We start from the raw sequence: 16288 nt of genomic DNA on the forward strand, positions 1-16288 counted from the left end.
GGTCCGAGCCGCCCGGTCACCGCCCTGAAACCTTTGAAAGCGAGAACGAACATGGTCAACCTCAACTCCGATATGGGTGAGTCCTTCGGCATCCACTCCTTCGGCAACGATGACGCTCTGGTGGCGCTCATCGACACCGCGAACGTCGCGTGCGGCTTCCACGCCGGCGACCCGAGTGGTATGCACGAAACTGTCACCACAGCACTGGCCGCCGGCGTCACCGTCGGTGCCCACCCAGGTCTTCCCGACCTGGTCGGTTTCGGTAGGCGGGAGATGAAGCTGTACCCGGACGAAGCCGCGGACATCGTCCGCTACCAGGTCGGCGCCCTGGTCGGCTTCCTCAAGGCCGAAGGCGCACCGCTCGATCACATCAAACCGCACGGCTCGCTCTACGGCATGGCCGCGCGGGACCCGGAGATCGCTGAGGCGATCGCCAAGGTCGCCGCCGAATACCAGGTTCCGCTGTTCGGGATGGCCAACACCGAGCACGAGAAGGCCGCGAACAAGGTCGGTGTCCCGTTCGTCGCCGAGTTCTATGTCGACCTCGGCTACCGCGCCGACGGCAGCCTCATCATCGCCCGCCGTCCCCACGCGACCCCCGTCGCCGAAGCCACCGAACGCGCCAAGCGGGCCCTGGTCGACGGCCTCGCCACCGCCGTGACCGGTGAGACCTTCCCGATGCGCGTCGACTCGGTGTGCGTGCACTCTGACACGGCGAACGCGGTCGAGATCGCTCAGGCCGTCCGGGATGTTCTGTCGTCGTTGTAGCAGACATCCATTCGAATCGATCAGAAAGGCATCAGTCGTGAGTGAGCACTCCGTCACCTCGCCCCTCCCCGGGGTCTTCTACCGTTCCCCGGCCCCGGGGCAGCCTGTGTTCGTCGAGCTGGGCGCCGACGTCGCAGCCGACCAGACCATCGGTCTCGTCGAGATCATGAAGCAGTTCAGTGAGATCAAGGCCGGTGTGGCCGGGGTGCTGAAGTCATTCTCGATCGAGGACAACGGCACCTTGGCCCCCGGCGACCCGGTCGCCGTCATCGAAGCGGAGTGAGACGATGCGTAAATTGCTGATCGCCAACCGCGGCGAGATCGCGGTCCGTATTGCCCGTGCCGCCCGTGAGCAGGGCATCACCTCGGTCGCGGTGTACAGCGAGGCTGACACCTCCGCCGAACACGTCCGTGTCGCCGACGAGGCCGTCCTGGTTGGGCCGGCACCGGCGACGGCGAGCTACCTCAATGTCGATGCCCTCGTCGATGCTGTCCGCACCAGTGGCGCCGACGCTGTTCATCCCGGATACGGGTTTCTTTCGGAGAACGCCGATTTCGCCGATGCCGTGGTTGCGGCGGGGGCGACCTGGGTGGGACCGAGTGCGACCGCGATCCGCGAGATGGGTGACAAGATCGCCGCCCGCAAGAGCGCGGCGGCGGCGGGCGTACCGACCGTGCCCGGCTCCGACGGTGAGGTGCACGACCTCGCCGAGGCACAGTTGGTCGGCGCTCGGATCGGATTCCCGCTCGCCATCAAGGCCGCCGCCGGGGGCGGTGGCCGCGGGATCCGCATCGTCGAGCGTGCGGAGGACTTCGCCGCCGCGGTGTCGACCGCGCAGGCCGAATCCCGGGCGGCGTTCGGTAACGACGCCGTCTACCTCGAACGGTTCATCCCGCAGGCACGGCACGTCGAGGTTCAGGTCTTCGGTGACGGTGAGCGGGCCGTGCACCTGGGTCTGCGGGACTGCTCGATGCAGCGCCGCCGGCAGAAGGTCGTCGAGGAAGCGGGTGACCTCGGGTTGCCCGACACCATCGTCACCGGGATGGCTGAGGCGGCGGTCCGCCTGGCCGAGAGTGTCTCGTACAAGGGTGCCGGCACCGTGGAATTCCTCTACGACGAGCTGCGAACGGAGTTCTACTTCATCGAGATGAACACCCGGATCCAGGTCGAGCACCCCGTCACCGAGATGGTGTACGGGCGTGACCTGGTCGGTGAGCAGCTGCGCGTCGCGGCCGGCCAGCCGCTGTCGTTCACGCAGGAGGACCTCATTCCCCGGGGGCATGCCATCGAGGTCCGCATCAACGCCGAGAATCCGGACATGAACTTCCTGCCCAGTCCCGGCACGGTGGAGCGGTTCGATCTGCCCGGTGGTCCGTTCGTCCGCGTCGACAGTGGGTTCACCAGCGGGTCGACGGTCAGCCCCTACTACGACTCGATGCTCGCCAAAGTGATCGCGTGGGGTGATGATCGCCCGACCGCGTTGTCGCGGCTCAGCCGGGCGCTGCGTGAGCTGCGGATCGAGGGCGTGACGACCACGGCCGCGTTCGTCGGCGCGATCATCTCGACCGAAGAGTTCGCCACCGGCGCCTACCACACGACCTGGCTCGAGAGCTGGATGGCGAACCGGGGGAACGGCGATGACTGATACCGACACCGCGTCGCGGTATTCCTGGGGCGCCGACGAGCATTTGGTCGTCCAGATCGCCGAAGAGATGACCCTGGCTGCGAACTTCAAGGTGATGGCGATCAGCACCGCCTTGGCCGAGCAGGGCCTCGACGGCATCCTCGACATCTGCCCGGCCAACGCCTCGCTGCTGATCCGGTTCGACCCCGACCAACTCGATCCCGCCAAGCTCGAAAGCGCCGTGCGGGTCATCGAGGCGGACGTCGCGCAGCAAGAGCAGCCCTCGATCCGGACCCGGTTGCTGGAAATCCCGGTCTGGTACGACGACCCGTACACCCATGAGGTCGGTGCGCGATTCCGGGACCGGCATCAGCGCCCCGAGGGCAGCGACCTCGAGTACGCGATGGCCGAACTCGGGCTGGGATCGGTCGGTGAGTTCGTCGACCGGCATTCCCGCTCACCGTGGCTGGTATCGATGGTCGGATTCGTGGCGGGTTTGCCCTTCATGTTCCAGATGGTCGAACAGCAACGGCAGATCGAGCTGCCGAAGTATCTGCGCCCACGCACCGAGACGCCGAAACTGACGGTCGGGCATGGTGGTTGCTTCGCATGCATCTACTCGGTCAAGGGCGCCGGCGGATATCAGATGTTCGGGATCACACCGCTGCCGATCTTCGACCCCCAGCAGAAGCATTCGATCTTCCACGAGTCGATGGTGCTCTTCCGCCCCGGGGACATCGTGAAGTTCCGCCCGGTCGAGGAAGCCGAATACCGGCGGCTCGAGGCGGCCGCCGAACGTGGTGAGGATGTTTACAAGACCGCCGTGGTGGATTTCGAACTCAACGAGTTCTTGGCCGATCCCGACGCGTACAACGCCCGACTGCTAGGAGCGCTCGATGTGGGTTGAGGTAGTAGAGCCTGGGCTGGCGACCACCGTGCAAGATCTGGGACGCAACGGCGCCTACAACGTCGGTATTCCGCCGTCGGGTGCTCTCGATCAGGTATCGGCGAAGCTCGCCAACCTCCTGGTCGGCAATCCGGTGCAGGCAGCTGTCCTCGAAGCCCCGTACATGGGCCCGAAGCTGACCTTCTCCGGGCCGACTACCGTCGCCGTGACCGGTGGTACCGCCCAGGTACTACTCAATGGCCAGGAGATATCGGCCTGGGAGGCAGTTCGGGTCGAGGACGGTGACGTCTTGTCGTTCGGCTTCATCAGTGGCGGTGCGCGGCTGTACATCGCGGTGGCCGGCGGTTTCGACGTGCCGGCCGTGCTCGGCTCCCGCTCGACGTACGCACTGGGCGCATTGGGCGGGTTCGAAGGCCGCAAACTAGAAGCGGGAGACCGGCTACCGCTCGGTGACTCAGCATCATCGTTCGTCCCACGGTCGGTGCCGGTCGATGCGCGGCCCACCTGGTCGCGGAACGTGGAGCTGCGGGTGGTGCTGGGTCTGTACGACTACCGGCTCACCGAGGACGCGGTGGAGGCACTGTTGTCAGCGGACTGGTCGTTGACCCCGGTCGCCGACCGGACCGGGTTCCGCTACGCCGGACCGAAGCTGGACTTCATGCCCCGCGTGCAACCGTTCGGCGCGGGCTCCGATCCCTCCAACATCGTCGACGCCGGCTACCCGATCGGGTCCATTCAGGTGCCCAGCGGGTCCGAGCCGATCATCCTGCATCGCGACGCCGTCTCCGGTGGCGGATACGCGATGGTCGGTACGGTCATCAGCGTCGACATGGGGCTGGTGGGCCAGTCCTCCCCCGGCACGGTGACCCGGCTGCGGGCGGTATCCCTCGACGACGCGCTGGATGCTCGCCGGCAGGCCCGCGAGCGGTTCGCCGAGCTCGCTGACGCGCTGACCTGAGGACAGTGCCGCTGCCGCGGCGACCAGACGGTGTCACGTCACGGTGACCGTGCGACTGGGATCGACCGTGAAGTCGACGCGCTTGTTGAGCGCCAACGCCTCGTCGTAGTCGATTTCCCGGAAGCGGATCGTGTCGCGACCGGGCCGCATCTGACCCACCTTCCATAAGGCGCAGTGCGGCACGGTCGCGACGACGGCGAACCCACCGGAGGTATTGCCGTCCATCCCCAAGATGGTGAGCACGTCACCGTTGGCGAGCACACCCCCGACCGGATACGCATCGTCGAGCACATTGGAGGGATGCCCGCCGGCGATGCCTCCGTCCGGGCGCGCCCAGGTGAATCGGTGCGGGTTGAGTCGGGTGCTGACGCGGTCGGAATTGAGATCGACGCGCCACTGTCGGGTGAGCAACTCCTGCCAGTCCGTCTCGGTCAGGTAGTGCGGGCTCCCATGCGGACCCGGCAGGATCTCGACCTCCCAATCGGTGACGACGGAGGGACGCATCGACTCGGGTAGCCGACGCGGCTGGATGGGTGGTCGGTCCGCGGCGGCGAGCAAGTCGCCCCGCACCAATGCCCGCCCCTCGATTCCCCCGATTCCTGAGATGAGTGAGGTTGCAGCTGAACCGAAGATGGTGGGAGCGATAATGCCGCCCCGGACCGCGAGGTAGAGACGGAAGCCGGGATTGGTGGCATTCACCGTGCGCAGGACGTCGCCGGGATGGACGGCGATCGTCTCCCAGGCCGGTGCCGGGGTGTCGTTGACGTAGATGCCCGTGCCGGCGGGGGCAGTGACCGCTACTTGGGTCTCGACGAGAAATGCGATCGACAGTCCCATCTTGGGGACTTCGAGGGCCGGAGCGCCGGCGGCATTGCCGACGAGCACGTTGGCCGCGCGGAAGGACAGATGGTCCATCGGGCCGGAAGGGAAGTACCCCAATGCAGTAAGTCCACGACGCCCGGGCCATGCCTGCACCGTGGTCTGCAGACCGGGGTCGACGATTTCGAGGGCGGGGCGGTTCACGGGATCTCCACCAGGGCGGCGGCTCGCTTGCGCTCGGCGGCGATCTCGGCTGCCTTCGGAGCCAGTCGTGCCGCCTGGTCCAGGTAGTCGGCGACGACGAACTGGTCCTGCTCAATACGGTAGGAATAGGATCCTTCGAACACCTGCAGGCGCAGGTCCAGCAGTTCCTTCTCCGTGACCCGCGTGAAGCGCACCCGGTCCCCGACCTGGAACAGGTTGCACGTTGCTGCGGCGTCCGCGGGCTCGACGTCCTCGACGGTCGAATCGGTTCCGGAGACGTCGCCGCACCGCACACTCCGCAACGGCAACGTGCGGCCGAACAGTTGGTAGCCTCCAGGGGATTCCATCGGGTACAGCACAACACACGGTCCGCCGATTCCGACCGCCCCCTCCGCGGTCCACATCCGTGCCGGGTTGTACTTGGGGGTGGCGATCTGGGTCAACGGGTCGAGGGGGAACAACGAGGGAAGCCCCGGAAAGTAACCGATGAAAGCATTCCACCAGGTGGTCGAGAGAAATTGAGTGAAGAACTCTTCACGATTGTTAAAACCGTTGTAGCGCACGATGTAATCGATATTGTCGCCGTCGCGAACGTTGGGTGCATCATTGCGGGTCGTGATCCGGTAGCGCTGAATCGCCTCCCGGGTCATCTCGTCGTCGAAGGCGATCGGCAGCTCGATCACCCGGCTCGGCAGAACCAACGACGCCAGAGCCGGTGCGTTGCGTTCACGCTCGATCAGTTCGTCGAGCAGCCTGGCCCGGCTGATCCGATCGGGATCGAACGTCACCATCACCGATCGGAACCCGGGCGCAGCTTCGACGACCCCGTCCACCGGTGCGACCACGAACTCCTGCAGCAACGCATGGACGCAGAAGTTCAAACCGAGGTCGAGGTCCATGTCTCCGTACTCGACCAGAACCTGATGGTCGCCTGCCTGATGGATCAGGGTTCTCGGGCGGTCGGCCACCGCTTCGATCGTGCGCAGGAGGGTTCGAGAAGTAGACACATCGCTCCCATCTATTAGACCTTGCCAGCACATCGTGCCGCGAAAATCTCCACTAGGGAATGCTCCGCGGTGTACAACACCCTCATGCACACAGCCGCCTCGACACCCGGCAATAGCCGGTAGCTGAACAGTTGCCGATGCGGCGGATGCAACCGAGAAGGGATCGCCCCCGATCATGACCGACCCCACCGATGCCGTTGCTCGCGCCCACCGCGAACTCGTGCGCGCCGCCGTCGCCGCCCCCGGTCCGCGCGGCATCGCCGAGCGTGTCGTCGCCGCCGTGGGTGGCTGGGTGCTCTTGTTGGACGGGACCGGCTCGCTCCGAGCCGCTGTTCCCGAGAGCGCCCGCACACATCTCGCTCGCGTGCAAACCGAGCTCCCGCGGTTCTCGACCCCGAACCACCCGACGACGATGGCGATCAGCACACCGGGGGAATCGGTCTCCATCCGCCCCGTCGGTCTCGCCGGCCGGGTCCGTGGCTTCGTGGCGATCGGCCGAGCGCTGCCGCTCAACAGCATCGAGCGTTCGCTGGTCGACACCGCGACGTATCTGCTCGCCGAAGATCTGCACCGCACCGACGAGCTCCGTCAGGCCGCCCGCAACAACCGCCACGCGATCTTGCAGCTGCTGCTCGACGGACATGTCGACGTCGCCCGCACCACCAGCGAGATACTGCGGGTGCCGGTTCCGGATGGGCCGGTGCGGGTGGCGATGCTCGGGGTGCCCCGCCGGTACGGTCTCGAGCTCCTCGAAGCCGCTGAGGAAGACCAGGCGTTGCGTCGGATCGAGACGGTGATCGCCGAGTTGCGTCCGGGCAGAGTCTCGGTCGTCCTCCCCATCGCCGAAGGTGACGTGCGCACCCTCGAGGCGATTCTGCGGAGGGTTCCCCACGGTCGGGGAGCGGTCTCCGATCCGGTCGATCCGGACGCTCTCCCGGGAGCCTGGCGGCGTGTGCGAAGTGTCTTTCAGGCGGCCTCGGATCATCCGGGGAAACTGTACGTCGCCAAGGACGTCTCGGACGCCGGCCTGCTACGGCATCTGACCGGCCCCGAGGCGCGCGCCTGGGCGCAGGCCACCCTGGCACCGATCACGGCGCTCGATCAGGGGTCGAAGGTCGACTTCGCCCAGACACTGCACACCTTCCTGGCCAACAACGGCCAAGCCGATTCGTCGGCGAACACGTTGGGAATCCACCGGCACACCTTGCGCTACCGGATGACGCGGATCGCTGACGCGCTCGGCCGCGACCTCGACGACCCCACGGTGCGCGCCGAGCTGTGGTTCGCGCTGCAGCTGCTGCCCGACGAGTAAGGCAGGCGCTACTCGAGGGTGTTACGCAAACCTTCCAGTCCCCCGTCGATGGCAGGACCGAACGCCGCCGCAAGATCCGCCGGTTCGATTTCGGTGCTGTAGACAACCAACGTCCGCTGGTCATCGACACCAAGGACATCGACAGTGCCGAGGTGATCGGTCACCGCTAGGTCACCGTCGACCGCTCGGTACTGCAGTCGCCGAAGGTCGTCGTCGAGAGTGACGATGTCCTCTTCGAGCACACTGCCATCCTCCAACGTCACCGTGCGTCGGCTGCTGTCCCCGCTCGAGGTGACGATCGCGGGAAACCACTGCGAAATGTTTGCGACGTCGCGGATCACACTCCACACCGCATCCGGGTCCCGGTCGATCACAATGTGCGAGCGAAGCGTTGCCATCAGGTTTCCTCCGAAGTTGCTGGTCGGTTCTGGACCGGTGCCAGGGTGCCTGAAACCGCGGTCCGCGCGAGTGCGCACATTGGACAGAAACCGACCCTCTCCTTGTACTCGCTGGCGCATTCTCGGCACGCGCTTGCGGCTGGCACCCTCCCTCCAACCCGACGATTCACGTCGGCAGAGTCGAAGGTTCGCACAAATGGTTCAACATGATGTGCACACAGTGGCCGGGTCGCCGCCGGAAGCCCGCGTGAACAAATGGTCCCTCGCCATGGCGTGGTGGTCGCTGTTCAGTGCAATGTTCTGGCTCTACATCTCGGCCGCCTCCGCCGCCGCGTACGGTCCTCGGAGCACGGTCATCGGATTGGTGCTCACGATCGCCACCTACGGAGTCATCAATCGCATCCTGGCGGCCCACGCCATCCGCACCGGCAACACCGTGGAAGGTCTTTCGCATTTGCTGTTCGGGCGGCTCGGCGCGACGCTGGCCGCTCTTCTACTGGCCGCCACCGCCTTGTATTACGGCGTCTTCGAAGGATCGGTGATCGCCGTCAGCCTGCAGTCGTGGTTCGGTGGCGACATCAGGATCTGGTATGCCGTCTGCGTCGCGTATGCGATGCCACTGGCCTTCGGTGGTGTCCGGCACTGGCTCGATCGTCTCAACGGTTTCCTGCTGCCGTTCTACGTCGTCGGCCTAGTCGCCCTCGTGGTCGCCGCGACCGTCAAGCAGGGCTATCCCGCCGGCTGGTTGACATCGACCGTTCCCACGCCCGGCGCCCTACCCGGGTGGCTGGGGTCCTACCTGATCTTCATGGGTGTGTGGGTGATGATGATGTTCACCCTCGACTTCGCTGCCCTCGGACGTGACGAGGACACCACCTTTCATCGCCGTATCACCTTCGGTCCGCTGTTCTATCTGTGCACCTTCGGAGTCAATGGCCTGATCGGGATCTACGTCGTGACCGCCTTCGGAACCACCGGCACCGAACGCGGCGTCGTCGACGCGGTCATCGGTTCCCTCGGTTTCGCCGGTGTTCTGCTCATCGTGGTCTCTCAGACCCGGATCAATACCGCCAACTACTACCTCGCCTCGACCAATCTCGAGGCGGTCGCGCGCGCCACACTCCGGATCCGGCTGCCTCACATCGTGTGGGTGATCGTCTGCGGAATCGCCGCATACTCGCTCATGCTGACCGACGTATTGGCCTACCTACTGCAGGCGCTGGCGTGGCAAGCGGTGCTGATCGTCGCGTGGGTCAGCGTATGCCTGACCCACCTGGTCTGTACGGATCGGCCCGCGCTCACCGCCAGCGACAAGTCCGATGACACCCCTGCCTCCGTCACACCCCTGATTGCGGCATGGATCCTCGCATCCGCCGTGGGAATCGCTCTGCAGCAACAGACGTCGGTCGACACACTCTCCCAGCTCTCGCCTCTCGTCACGGTGGTCGTCGGCGCGGTGTTGAGTCTGCTTCTCGGTCGGCGCGGTTCTTTGTCGAATGTCGTCCTCATCCCCGTCTCTTCCAGCTGAAAGTGAGTTCTACAGTGCGTGAGCGCGAACTGCTCGACAATGTTCCAAAGAAACTGTTGATCGGTGGGGTATGGCGTGAGGCCGACTCGGGGGCCCGGTTGGCGGTGGAAGATCCGGCCACCGGAGCGGTGCTGGCCGAGGTCGCCGATGGCGGACCCAAGGAGATGATGGCTGCCCTCGACGCAGCCGCCGACGCTCAGCGGTCCTGGGCGAAGTCCTCACCCCGTCTGCGCTCGGATCTGTTGCGAGCCGCGTACGACGAAGTCGTCCGACGCGCCGACGAATTCGCTTTGCTCATCACCTTGGAAATGGGTAAACCTCTCGCCGAGTCCCTCGGGGAAGTGCGGTACGGCGCAGAGTTTCTGCGGTGGTTCTCCGAAGAGGCGGTCCGCATGGGCGGGCGGTGGAATCGCTCCCCGGAGGGAACAACGCGACTGCTGACGATGAAGGATCCTGCCGGACCGACCCTGATGATCACGCCCTGGAATTTTCCGCTGGCGATGGCCACACGCAAGATCGCGCCGGCAGTTGCCGCGGGGTGCACGATGGTCCTCAAACCCGCCGAACAGACACCTTTGACCTCATTGGCGTTCGCGGAGCTGATGCAGTCGGTGGGTCTGCCAGTCGGAGTTCTCAATGTCGTCCCCACCACCCGTGCAGCGGAATCGACCTCCGCGGTACTGCAGGACGCCCGCCTCCGTAAGCTCACCTTCACCGGTTCCACGGCCGTCGGGAAGCGACTGATCGAGGCATCGAGCAGCAATGTGCTCCGAGTGTCGATGGAACTCGGCGGCAACGCACCGCTGATCGTGTGCGAGGACGCCGACATCGACAAGGCGGTCGCAGGCGCGATGCTCGCGAAGATGCGCAACATCGGTCAGGCCTGTACGGCCGCCAACCGAATCCTGGTGCACGAGAGCGTTGCCGATAAATTTGCTGGCAACTTCGCGGCAGCGATGTCGGCTCAGCAACTGGGCCGAGGTACCGAGACCGGCGTCCAGGTCGGGCCCCTAATCGACGAGCGCGCACGCGAGAAGGTATCCGGGTTGGTCTCCAGCGCGGTCGCGTCCGGCGCACGCCTGCTGACGGGCGGGTCTGCGCGTATCGGGGAAGGGTATTTCTTCGAGCCGACCGTGCTCACCGACGTCGGCGAGCACGACATCACGCGGGAGGAGCTCTTCGGCCCCGTCGCACCGATCACCACGTTCTGCTCCGACGACGACGCGATCAGTAAGGCGAATGCGACCGAGTACGGCCTGGCGTCGTATGTCTTCACCGAGAACATCTCGCGTGCACTGCGTGTCGTGGAGGAACTCGAGTTCGGCATGGTCGGTCTCAACCAGGGTGTGGTGTCGAACGCGGCCGCACCGTTCGGTGGGGTCAAACACTCAGGATTCGGTCGAGAAGGAGGCGCGGAAGGGATAGAAGAATACCTGTCGACGAAGTACGTCGGAATCGCTCCTTAAGAAGTCACACAATTGCGGTGCTCGGGAGATCCCTCGAGGATCAACGGTGGAGTGTCGCACTACCGATGCGTAGGTATCGCCATGGAAGCAGCACACACGAACCCCAGCGGTGAGATCCGATCGGGGCAACCTGCCCGGCACGCCACCGGCAACGCCGACCAGCCCGCCGATATCGTCGACCTGCGACGATATCGACGGTGGCGGCGGCGTCGCAGAGACCTCGGCGTCACGTGGGAGCAAGCCCGCCGGCTCGGCACGGAGGCTGAGGACATACTTCAGTTCGCCCGCACCTGGGCGCCCTACGGCGGAGCGCCGGCTGAGGAAACCTTCGTGCGATTCGGGATGATGTCGTCCCGTTTCGTCGAACGGTTGAGGCAGATCATCCTCGACTCGGGGATCGATCCAACCGTGGCACGGCAACTGGCAGAGGTGTACCAGATGGACTTACCCAGTCCATACACGTCACAGCCGGGAATCCAGAGACCCAGCAGCTGACTGAGACCACTCACGACAGCGAGACCACCCGAAACCGCGGCAATCAACGCCACACTCAGAAATTCACATCACAACCGCGACCCGATCACCCTCTCCACCGATCGGCAACCCGCCGACGTGACGTTTGCCGAGTTCAGTGAAGAGATGAGTACGGCGGAGGCCGCGGCCTGTCTCCGAGTGCGCTCACCACGGGTTGCACCGGTCATACAAAGACGGTCGAAGCGCCCGTCGCCCCGGTTCCACAGCCAGCTGCCCCCAGCGTCTGCCCCGCGCTGAGAAGAAACCCGAACCCTGCACGGACCGTACCCGGTGCGCCACTCGCCCTATCCGATAAGGAATCCGGTGCAAGAACGGACTTTCGACATATCTGGGACAGAACACCGTACCGATCACGCACATTCGCACGAAAGGCCCAACATGTCGCAAGCAGTCCCGGCTACCTCTCGAGTCTGGCCCGAGTTCGCAAGATCATGGTTGCTTCTCAATGCCACTCGTCTCCATACAGTCGAGGACGCCCAGCGGTCAGCTGTCGATCAGGTCATTTTGGACCTGGAGGATGCCGTTGCTCCCCAGCACAAGCCGGAAGCTCGCGAAGACGTCGCACGGTGGCTCGAACATGAAGTGGCGTGGGTACGGATCAATGACTACTCCACATCGTCATGGCGCGACGACGTCGAACACCTCAAAAATCTGCCGGGGCTAACCGGTGTTGTGCTCGCGAAGACAGAGTCTGCTGATCAGGTGGAATCGACTTTTGATCGGCTCGGCGGTGCGACCCCCGTCATCGCCCTGATCGAGTCGGCAATAGGGATTGAAGAAGCGCCACGAATCGCCTCAGCACGTGGGGTATTCCGCCTCGCTTTCGGCAGTGGAGACTACCGCCGTGACACAGGGACGAGCGACAACGATCTGGCGATGGCCTACCCTCGCTCCCGTCTAGTTGTAGCCAGCCGCCTCGGGTCCCTCCCAGGACCTATCGACGGTCCGGCCCTCGGCGGCAATCGACGTGTACTTCGCAAGCGAACAACGACCGCGGTCGGACTTGGCCTGACCGGCAAACTCTGCCTCGACGCTACACAGGCACCAATTATCAACGAGACCATTAGTCCCAGCCCTTCTGAAGCTGCCTGGGCGAAAGAGTTCCTGGCAGAATTTGAAGCCCGGGGAGGCGCAATTCGCGATGGTAGTGATCTCCCACTGCTCAAGCGGGCTCAGAAGATCGGGCGATTGTCCGCAGTGTTTAATGCCGGTCCGAGCGGCCAGCAAACAGAACAGTAGTGACGCCGAGTCAGCTGACGCTGTTCCTCCAGCGCTACAACTGCGTGGCTTCTTCACCAGCAGGTAGCTTTTAGGTTCTCTCCTATCCTGTCAGTCGTACGTCGTTGCTGGCCTGCGACTTTGCGAAGCCTCTAACCAAAGAATTCTCACTAAATTGTCAGAATCCTCGAACGGTCCGGAGACGTTCATGTCCCGAACTGGGGTAACACCGAAAGCTGACGACTCACTGACACCAAATTGAGAAACTGACACGGCAACACCGGCAACGGCACCATGCACATGTTGATCGGCGGCGGCGGAAACTTCGCCACGTCCGAAGGCGAACTCTTCGAACGACCGAAGGGGCGAGTCATCGTTGCTCTCAGCGAGAAAGACAGCCCCGTCCTACCTGGCCACAAGAACTCTGTCTGGCTGACCGAAGACGCTCCCTGGGCATCGTTCCAGGACCGGAAGAACCCACACGGATTCGCCGCGTTCGAGGTCGACCCAGGCAACGGCCCCGGTGACAAGACGCGGATGCACGTCACCTACTACACCTTCGACGGCCCGTTCGCCGAACTCCGTGCCGTCGACCAATTCACACTCGAGCGACCTCGCCGTGCATGATCAGGCCACGGATAGATCGTTGACTGGCTGTGGATCACTTCAACCTCGAGTCTTGTACATCCCGGTGTAGATCCTTCCGGGTCCGCCGAAGCGGACTCGACACTCGGCGGCGGCGACGCGGCGATTTGCCTCACTTCCGGCGCGAAGTCCGCCATCCACAGCCGGTCCAGTTCGAGTCGGCTTTCGTACGCGATATGGCCACTGTTGGTGGCCGACCAGAACAAGCCCGCGTGCAGCAGGCGAGTCCGGGGCATCTGTGTGCGCAACCGGGATGTGCGCAGGCATTACCGGTAATCCCCAAATTAGGTTGTCGCACAAACACTATTACGTGTCGCCGATAGCGGCAGTGAAGTCAACTCACACGCCGGGTATCGCGTCGGATGAATGGACCCGACCGTGCAGATAGGGAACTTGTGCTACTCGGAGATTTCCGGATAGCCCCTGGACCACATGCCAATCTGGTCCGGCGGGGCCTTCCGCGTCATCGCGCACGAGTCATCGAGGTGCAGCGTGGCCGACGCGGACGGCCTCGGCACCCGTTCCCGGATACCGAGGCCCTCTGGGTGCCGATCAATCCACCCTGAGGTGGGTTCCGGCGGTTTCCCGCATCCGGATGGAACCGAGCAGCACCAGTGCGGCGCAGACCGCGAAGAATCCTGCCGGTGCCAGCGAAACCTGTGTCAGATCGACGAGCCACGCACAGAGGAAGGGTGCCGTGCCGCCGAGGATGAGCTGCGCGACGTTCATTCCCAAGGAGATCCCGCTGTATCGGACACGGGCACTCATCAACTCCGCGAAAGCCGAGAACGCCGGGCCGATGGACAAGGAGACCGGGATACTCAACAGAACCTGACCGAGCACGGCCCCCGCCGTGGAGCTCCCACCCATGAGGGCGAAGGCCGGCAGGGGCAGCAGCAGGCCCGTGATCGCCGCGGCCAGGAACACCCGACGCCGTCCAACCCGGTCGGAGAGGTGTCCGGCGGCATTCATGACGACGGCCCCGAAGACCAGAGCCAGACACGTCGACGCGAAGGACATCTGTGCGGTGTGGTCTCCGACGGTCTGCATGTGGATCGGCCCGTACACGTAGACCACGTAGTGGCCGCCGGTGAACAGTGCCGACAGGCACGCGATCCGCACGATGGTGGGTCGCCAGTCGCGGAAGAGGACGACCGCGGGTACCTTTGCTACCTCACCGGACTCCTTCAGTTCCTCGAACTGCGGGGTGTCCTCCATGCGAGACCTGATCCAGATCCCGATGAACGCCAACGGCAGGCTGAGCAGGAACGGGATACGCCACGCCATGTCCTCGATTTGCTCGGGGGTGAAGACCGAGTTGACTGCCAGCGCGGTCAGCGCGGCAGCGAGCGAGCCGAGGTTGATACCGACGTTGACCAGGGAGGTCAGTCCCGCGCGCTTGTGCCGGGGTGCGGACTCGGCCACGAATGCGGTCGCACCGCCGAGTTCTCCGCCCGCGGCGATGCCCTGCAGGCATCGAAGCAGCACCAGCAGAACCGTCGCCCAAATTCCGATCGTGAAATAGGTTGGCAGAAGCCCGATTCCCAGCGTGGCAAGGCACATCAGAATGATCGTCCAAGACAGCGCCCGCTTGCGGCCGTAGCGGTCACCGATGTGACCGAAAAGGATCCCACCCGGGATACGCAGGAAGAAGGCCACCGCGAAGGCCGCGAGCGTGCCCAGCAGAGCCGCGGTCGGATCACCACCGTGGAAGAAGAGCGCGGCGAGGACGGTGGCCATGTAGCCGTAGATGCCGAAGTCGTAGTACTCGACGACGGTGCCGACGATGCTGCCGGTGACGACTCGACGAAGGGAGCGAGGCGGCGCGTCGCCGGTCGGGCTGTCGTGACCGGTAACGGGTGCCGCTTGCTCGGACTGCGCTGTCATGAGTTTCTCCTGAAGGGCTAGACGGATCTGCGGGTCAGCCCTGCAGCTGGTTCCAGACCTCGCGGTCACGTTCGGCGGTCCAGATGACGGGGCGCTCGATGCCCGACAGTTCGTCCCACACCCGGGAGACGTCGAAGGGGAGGCAGTGTTCGAAGATCGGCCAGTGGCCGTACTGCTCGTTCAGTGCGGCGTGGGTGGCCTCGAAGGCCTCCTTCAGGGTGCCGCCGCGCTGTTGCACCGCCCCGACCTCGGCGAGCATGACCTCGATGAAGTGGCGGGTCTGCTCGATCGCGGCGTCGACCGCCTCGCGACCATGGGAGACGGCGCCACGCCCGCCGATCAAGACCTCGGCGCCGAGTGCCTTGATGGCGTCGAGGGTGCCGGTGGACCAGTCGCGGTGGAAGGCGTCGCCGGTGTAAAGCGCGGCCTGCGCCTCCACCAGGTCGCCAGCGAAGAGGATCTTCTGCTTCGGCAGCCACGCGACGACGTCGCCCTCGGTGTGCCCACGGCCGAAGTGCTGGAGCACCAGGTCGCCGCGGTCGCCGCCGAGGTCGATGGTGAGTTTGTCGGCGAATGTCAGGGTGGGCCAGGTGAGCCCGGGCACGGAGTCGGCAGCCTTGGCCAGGCGCGGCATGCGTCCGAATTCGCTGGCCCAGTCTTCCTTTCCGCGCTCCTCGATGAGGGCGCGGGTGGTCTCGTGCGCCACGATGGTCTCCGCGTCGAACGCGGACGCACCGAGCACGCGGACGGCGTGGTAGTGCGAGAGCACCAGGTACCGGACCGGCTTGTCGGTGTGCTCGCGCAGCTTGCGCAGCCAGTCCTGAGCCGCGACCGGGGTGGCGAGCGCCTCGAAGCAGACCACGAAATCCTCGCCCTCGATGGCGCCGATGTTGGGATCGCCCTCCGCAGTCAGCGCGTACACGCCCTCGGCGAGGACTTCCAGGGTCTGTTCCTTCTCCCCGAGGTCGGCCGAGGACGCGAAGGATGGTGCGGTCATTGTTTTCTCCGAGCC

General features: G+C 64.8%; 16 protein-coding genes. 11 read left to right on the forward strand and 5 right to left on the reverse strand.

Features of this window, described 5'->3' with window-relative positions:
* The first annotated feature begins 51 nt into the window (after positions 1–51).
* Genes L1080_RS34320 through L1080_RS34340 form a run of 5 tightly spaced genes read left to right on the forward strand, consistent with a single transcriptional unit; the run spans position 52 to position 4258 of the window.
* The gene (locus tag L1080_RS34320) at positions 52–768 is read left to right on the forward strand and encodes a 5-oxoprolinase subunit PxpA (protein WP_250776854.1); all 717 of its coding nucleotides are present in this window, start codon (positions 52–54) and stop codon (positions 766–768) included.
* Positions 769–805: 37 nt separating this feature from the next.
* Positions 806–1051 (forward strand): acetyl-CoA carboxylase, encoded by a 246-nt coding sequence (locus L1080_RS34325; RefSeq protein WP_250776853.1) that lies wholly within the window; start codon positions 806–808, stop codon positions 1049–1051.
* Positions 1052–1055: 4 nt separating this feature from the next.
* The gene (locus L1080_RS34330; RefSeq protein WP_250776852.1) at positions 1056–2414 is read left to right on the forward strand and encodes an acetyl-CoA carboxylase biotin carboxylase subunit; all 1359 of its coding nucleotides are present in this window, start codon (positions 1056–1058) and stop codon (positions 2412–2414) included.
* Positions 2407–3300 (forward strand): 5-oxoprolinase subunit B family protein, encoded by an 894-nt coding sequence (locus L1080_RS34335; protein ID WP_250776851.1) that lies wholly within the window; start codon positions 2407–2409, stop codon positions 3298–3300. Before L1080_RS34330 ends, L1080_RS34335 begins: the two co-directional genes overlap by 8 nt.
* A complete protein-coding gene (locus L1080_RS34340; protein ID WP_250776850.1) occupies positions 3290–4258 on the forward strand; it encodes a 5-oxoprolinase subunit C family protein in 969 nt (322 codons plus the stop codon). Before L1080_RS34335 ends, L1080_RS34340 begins: the two co-directional genes overlap by 11 nt.
* A gap of 33 nt (positions 4259–4291) precedes the next feature.
* On the opposite strand, the gene L1080_RS34345 is transcribed toward L1080_RS34340, so the two are convergent.
* Complete coding sequence (locus L1080_RS34345; protein ID WP_250776849.1) at positions 4292–5281, reverse strand: 5-oxoprolinase subunit C family protein; 990 nt, start codon at positions 5279–5281, stop codon at positions 4292–4294.
* Positions 5278–6288 carry a 5-oxoprolinase subunit B family protein gene (locus L1080_RS34350; RefSeq protein ID WP_250776848.1) on the reverse strand — a complete coding sequence of 337 codons (1011 nt, stop codon included), beginning with the start codon at positions 6286–6288 and terminating at the stop codon, positions 5278–5280. Before L1080_RS34350 ends, L1080_RS34345 begins: the two co-directional genes overlap by 4 nt.
* Before the next feature lie 175 nt (positions 6289–6463).
* Between L1080_RS34350 and L1080_RS34355 the strand changes: the two genes are divergently transcribed.
* Positions 6464–7600 (forward strand): PucR family transcriptional regulator, encoded by a 1137-nt coding sequence (locus L1080_RS34355; protein ID WP_250776847.1) that lies wholly within the window; start codon positions 6464–6466, stop codon positions 7598–7600.
* A gap of 8 nt (positions 7601–7608) precedes the next feature.
* On the opposite strand, the gene L1080_RS34360 is transcribed toward L1080_RS34355, so the two are convergent.
* Positions 7609–7998: an SRPBCC family protein gene (locus L1080_RS34360; RefSeq protein WP_250776846.1), complete on the reverse strand. Its 390-nt coding sequence runs from the start codon at positions 7996–7998 to the stop codon at positions 7609–7611.
* A gap of 196 nt (positions 7999–8194) precedes the next feature.
* Between L1080_RS34360 and L1080_RS34365 the strand changes: the two genes are divergently transcribed.
* The 5 genes from L1080_RS34365 (at position 8195) to L1080_RS34385 (ending at position 13371) form a co-directional block, all read left to right on the forward strand.
* Positions 8195–9526, forward strand: a complete 1332-nt coding sequence (locus tag L1080_RS34365; protein WP_250776845.1) for a permease — start codon at positions 8195–8197, stop codon at positions 9524–9526.
* Positions 9527–9528: 2 nt separating this feature from the next.
* Positions 9529–10992 carry an NAD-dependent succinate-semialdehyde dehydrogenase gene (locus tag L1080_RS34370; protein ID WP_250776844.1) on the forward strand — a complete coding sequence of 488 codons (1464 nt, stop codon included), beginning with the start codon at positions 9529–9531 and terminating at the stop codon, positions 10990–10992.
* An 81-nt stretch (positions 10993–11073) separates the two neighbouring features.
* A complete protein-coding gene (locus tag L1080_RS34375; protein WP_250776843.1) occupies positions 11074–11487 on the forward strand; it encodes a hypothetical protein in 414 nt (137 codons plus the stop codon).
* Between the two features lie 417 nt (positions 11488–11904).
* Positions 11905–12765 carry an HpcH/HpaI aldolase/citrate lyase family protein gene (locus tag L1080_RS34380; protein WP_250776841.1) on the forward strand — a complete coding sequence of 287 codons (861 nt, stop codon included), beginning with the start codon at positions 11905–11907 and terminating at the stop codon, positions 12763–12765.
* Positions 12766–13038: 273 nt separating this feature from the next.
* Complete coding sequence (locus L1080_RS34385) at positions 13039–13371, forward strand: hypothetical protein (RefSeq protein WP_250776839.1); 333 nt, start codon at positions 13039–13041, stop codon at positions 13369–13371.
* A 570-nt stretch (positions 13372–13941) separates the two neighbouring features.
* Here the strand turns inward: L1080_RS34385 and L1080_RS34390 are convergent.
* Complete coding sequence (locus tag L1080_RS34390; protein ID WP_250776838.1) at positions 13942–15276, reverse strand: MFS transporter; 1335 nt, start codon at positions 15274–15276, stop codon at positions 13942–13944.
* Between the two features lie 34 nt (positions 15277–15310).
* Positions 15311–16273, reverse strand: coding sequence for an MBL fold metallo-hydrolase (locus tag L1080_RS34395; RefSeq protein WP_250776836.1), 963 nt, complete (start codon positions 16271–16273; stop codon positions 15311–15313).
* Positions 16274–16288: the final 15 nt, after the last annotated feature.

Origin of the sequence: Rhodococcus sp. MSC1_016 (genome assembly GCF_023667485.2) — a bacterium.
Taxonomy (GTDB): domain Bacteria; phylum Actinomycetota; class Actinomycetes; order Mycobacteriales; family Mycobacteriaceae; genus Rhodococcus_F; species Rhodococcus_F oxybenzonivorans.

Excerpts from the sequence above, each read along its gene's own strand:
- L1080_RS34335 (WP_250776851.1), top strand. The coding sequence starts at position 2,407 with ATGACTGATACCGACACCGCGTCGCGGTATTCCTGGGGCGCCGACGAG.
- L1080_RS34320 (WP_250776854.1), top strand. The coding sequence starts at position 52 with ATGGTCAACCTCAACTCCGATATGGGTGAGTCCTTCGGCATCCACTCC.
- L1080_RS34375 (WP_250776843.1), top strand. The coding sequence starts at position 11,074 with ATGGAAGCAGCACACACGAACCCCAGCGGTGAGATCCGATCGGGGCAA.
- L1080_RS34365 (WP_250776845.1), top strand. The coding sequence starts at position 8,195 with ATGGTTCAACATGATGTGCACACAGTGGCCGGGTCGCCGCCGGAAGCC.
- L1080_RS34355 (WP_250776847.1), top strand. The coding sequence starts at position 6,464 with ATGACCGACCCCACCGATGCCGTTGCTCGCGCCCACCGCGAACTCGTG.
- L1080_RS34340 (WP_250776850.1), top strand. The coding sequence starts at position 3,290 with ATGTGGGTTGAGGTAGTAGAGCCTGGGCTGGCGACCACCGTGCAAGAT.
- L1080_RS34330 (WP_250776852.1), top strand. The coding sequence starts at position 1,056 with ATGCGTAAATTGCTGATCGCCAACCGCGGCGAGATCGCGGTCCGTATT.
- L1080_RS34380 (WP_250776841.1), top strand. The coding sequence starts at position 11,905 with ATGTCGCAAGCAGTCCCGGCTACCTCTCGAGTCTGGCCCGAGTTCGCA.
- L1080_RS34390 (WP_250776838.1), bottom strand. The coding sequence starts at position 15,276 with ATGACAGCGCAGTCCGAGCAAGCGGCACCCGTTACCGGTCACGACAGC.
- L1080_RS34360 (WP_250776846.1), bottom strand. The coding sequence starts at position 7,998 with ATGGCAACGCTTCGCTCGCACATTGTGATCGACCGGGACCCGGATGCG.
- L1080_RS34385 (WP_250776839.1), top strand. The coding sequence starts at position 13,039 with ATGCACATGTTGATCGGCGGCGGCGGAAACTTCGCCACGTCCGAAGGC.
- L1080_RS34395 (WP_250776836.1), bottom strand. The coding sequence starts at position 16,273 with ATGACCGCACCATCCTTCGCGTCCTCGGCCGACCTCGGGGAGAAGGAA.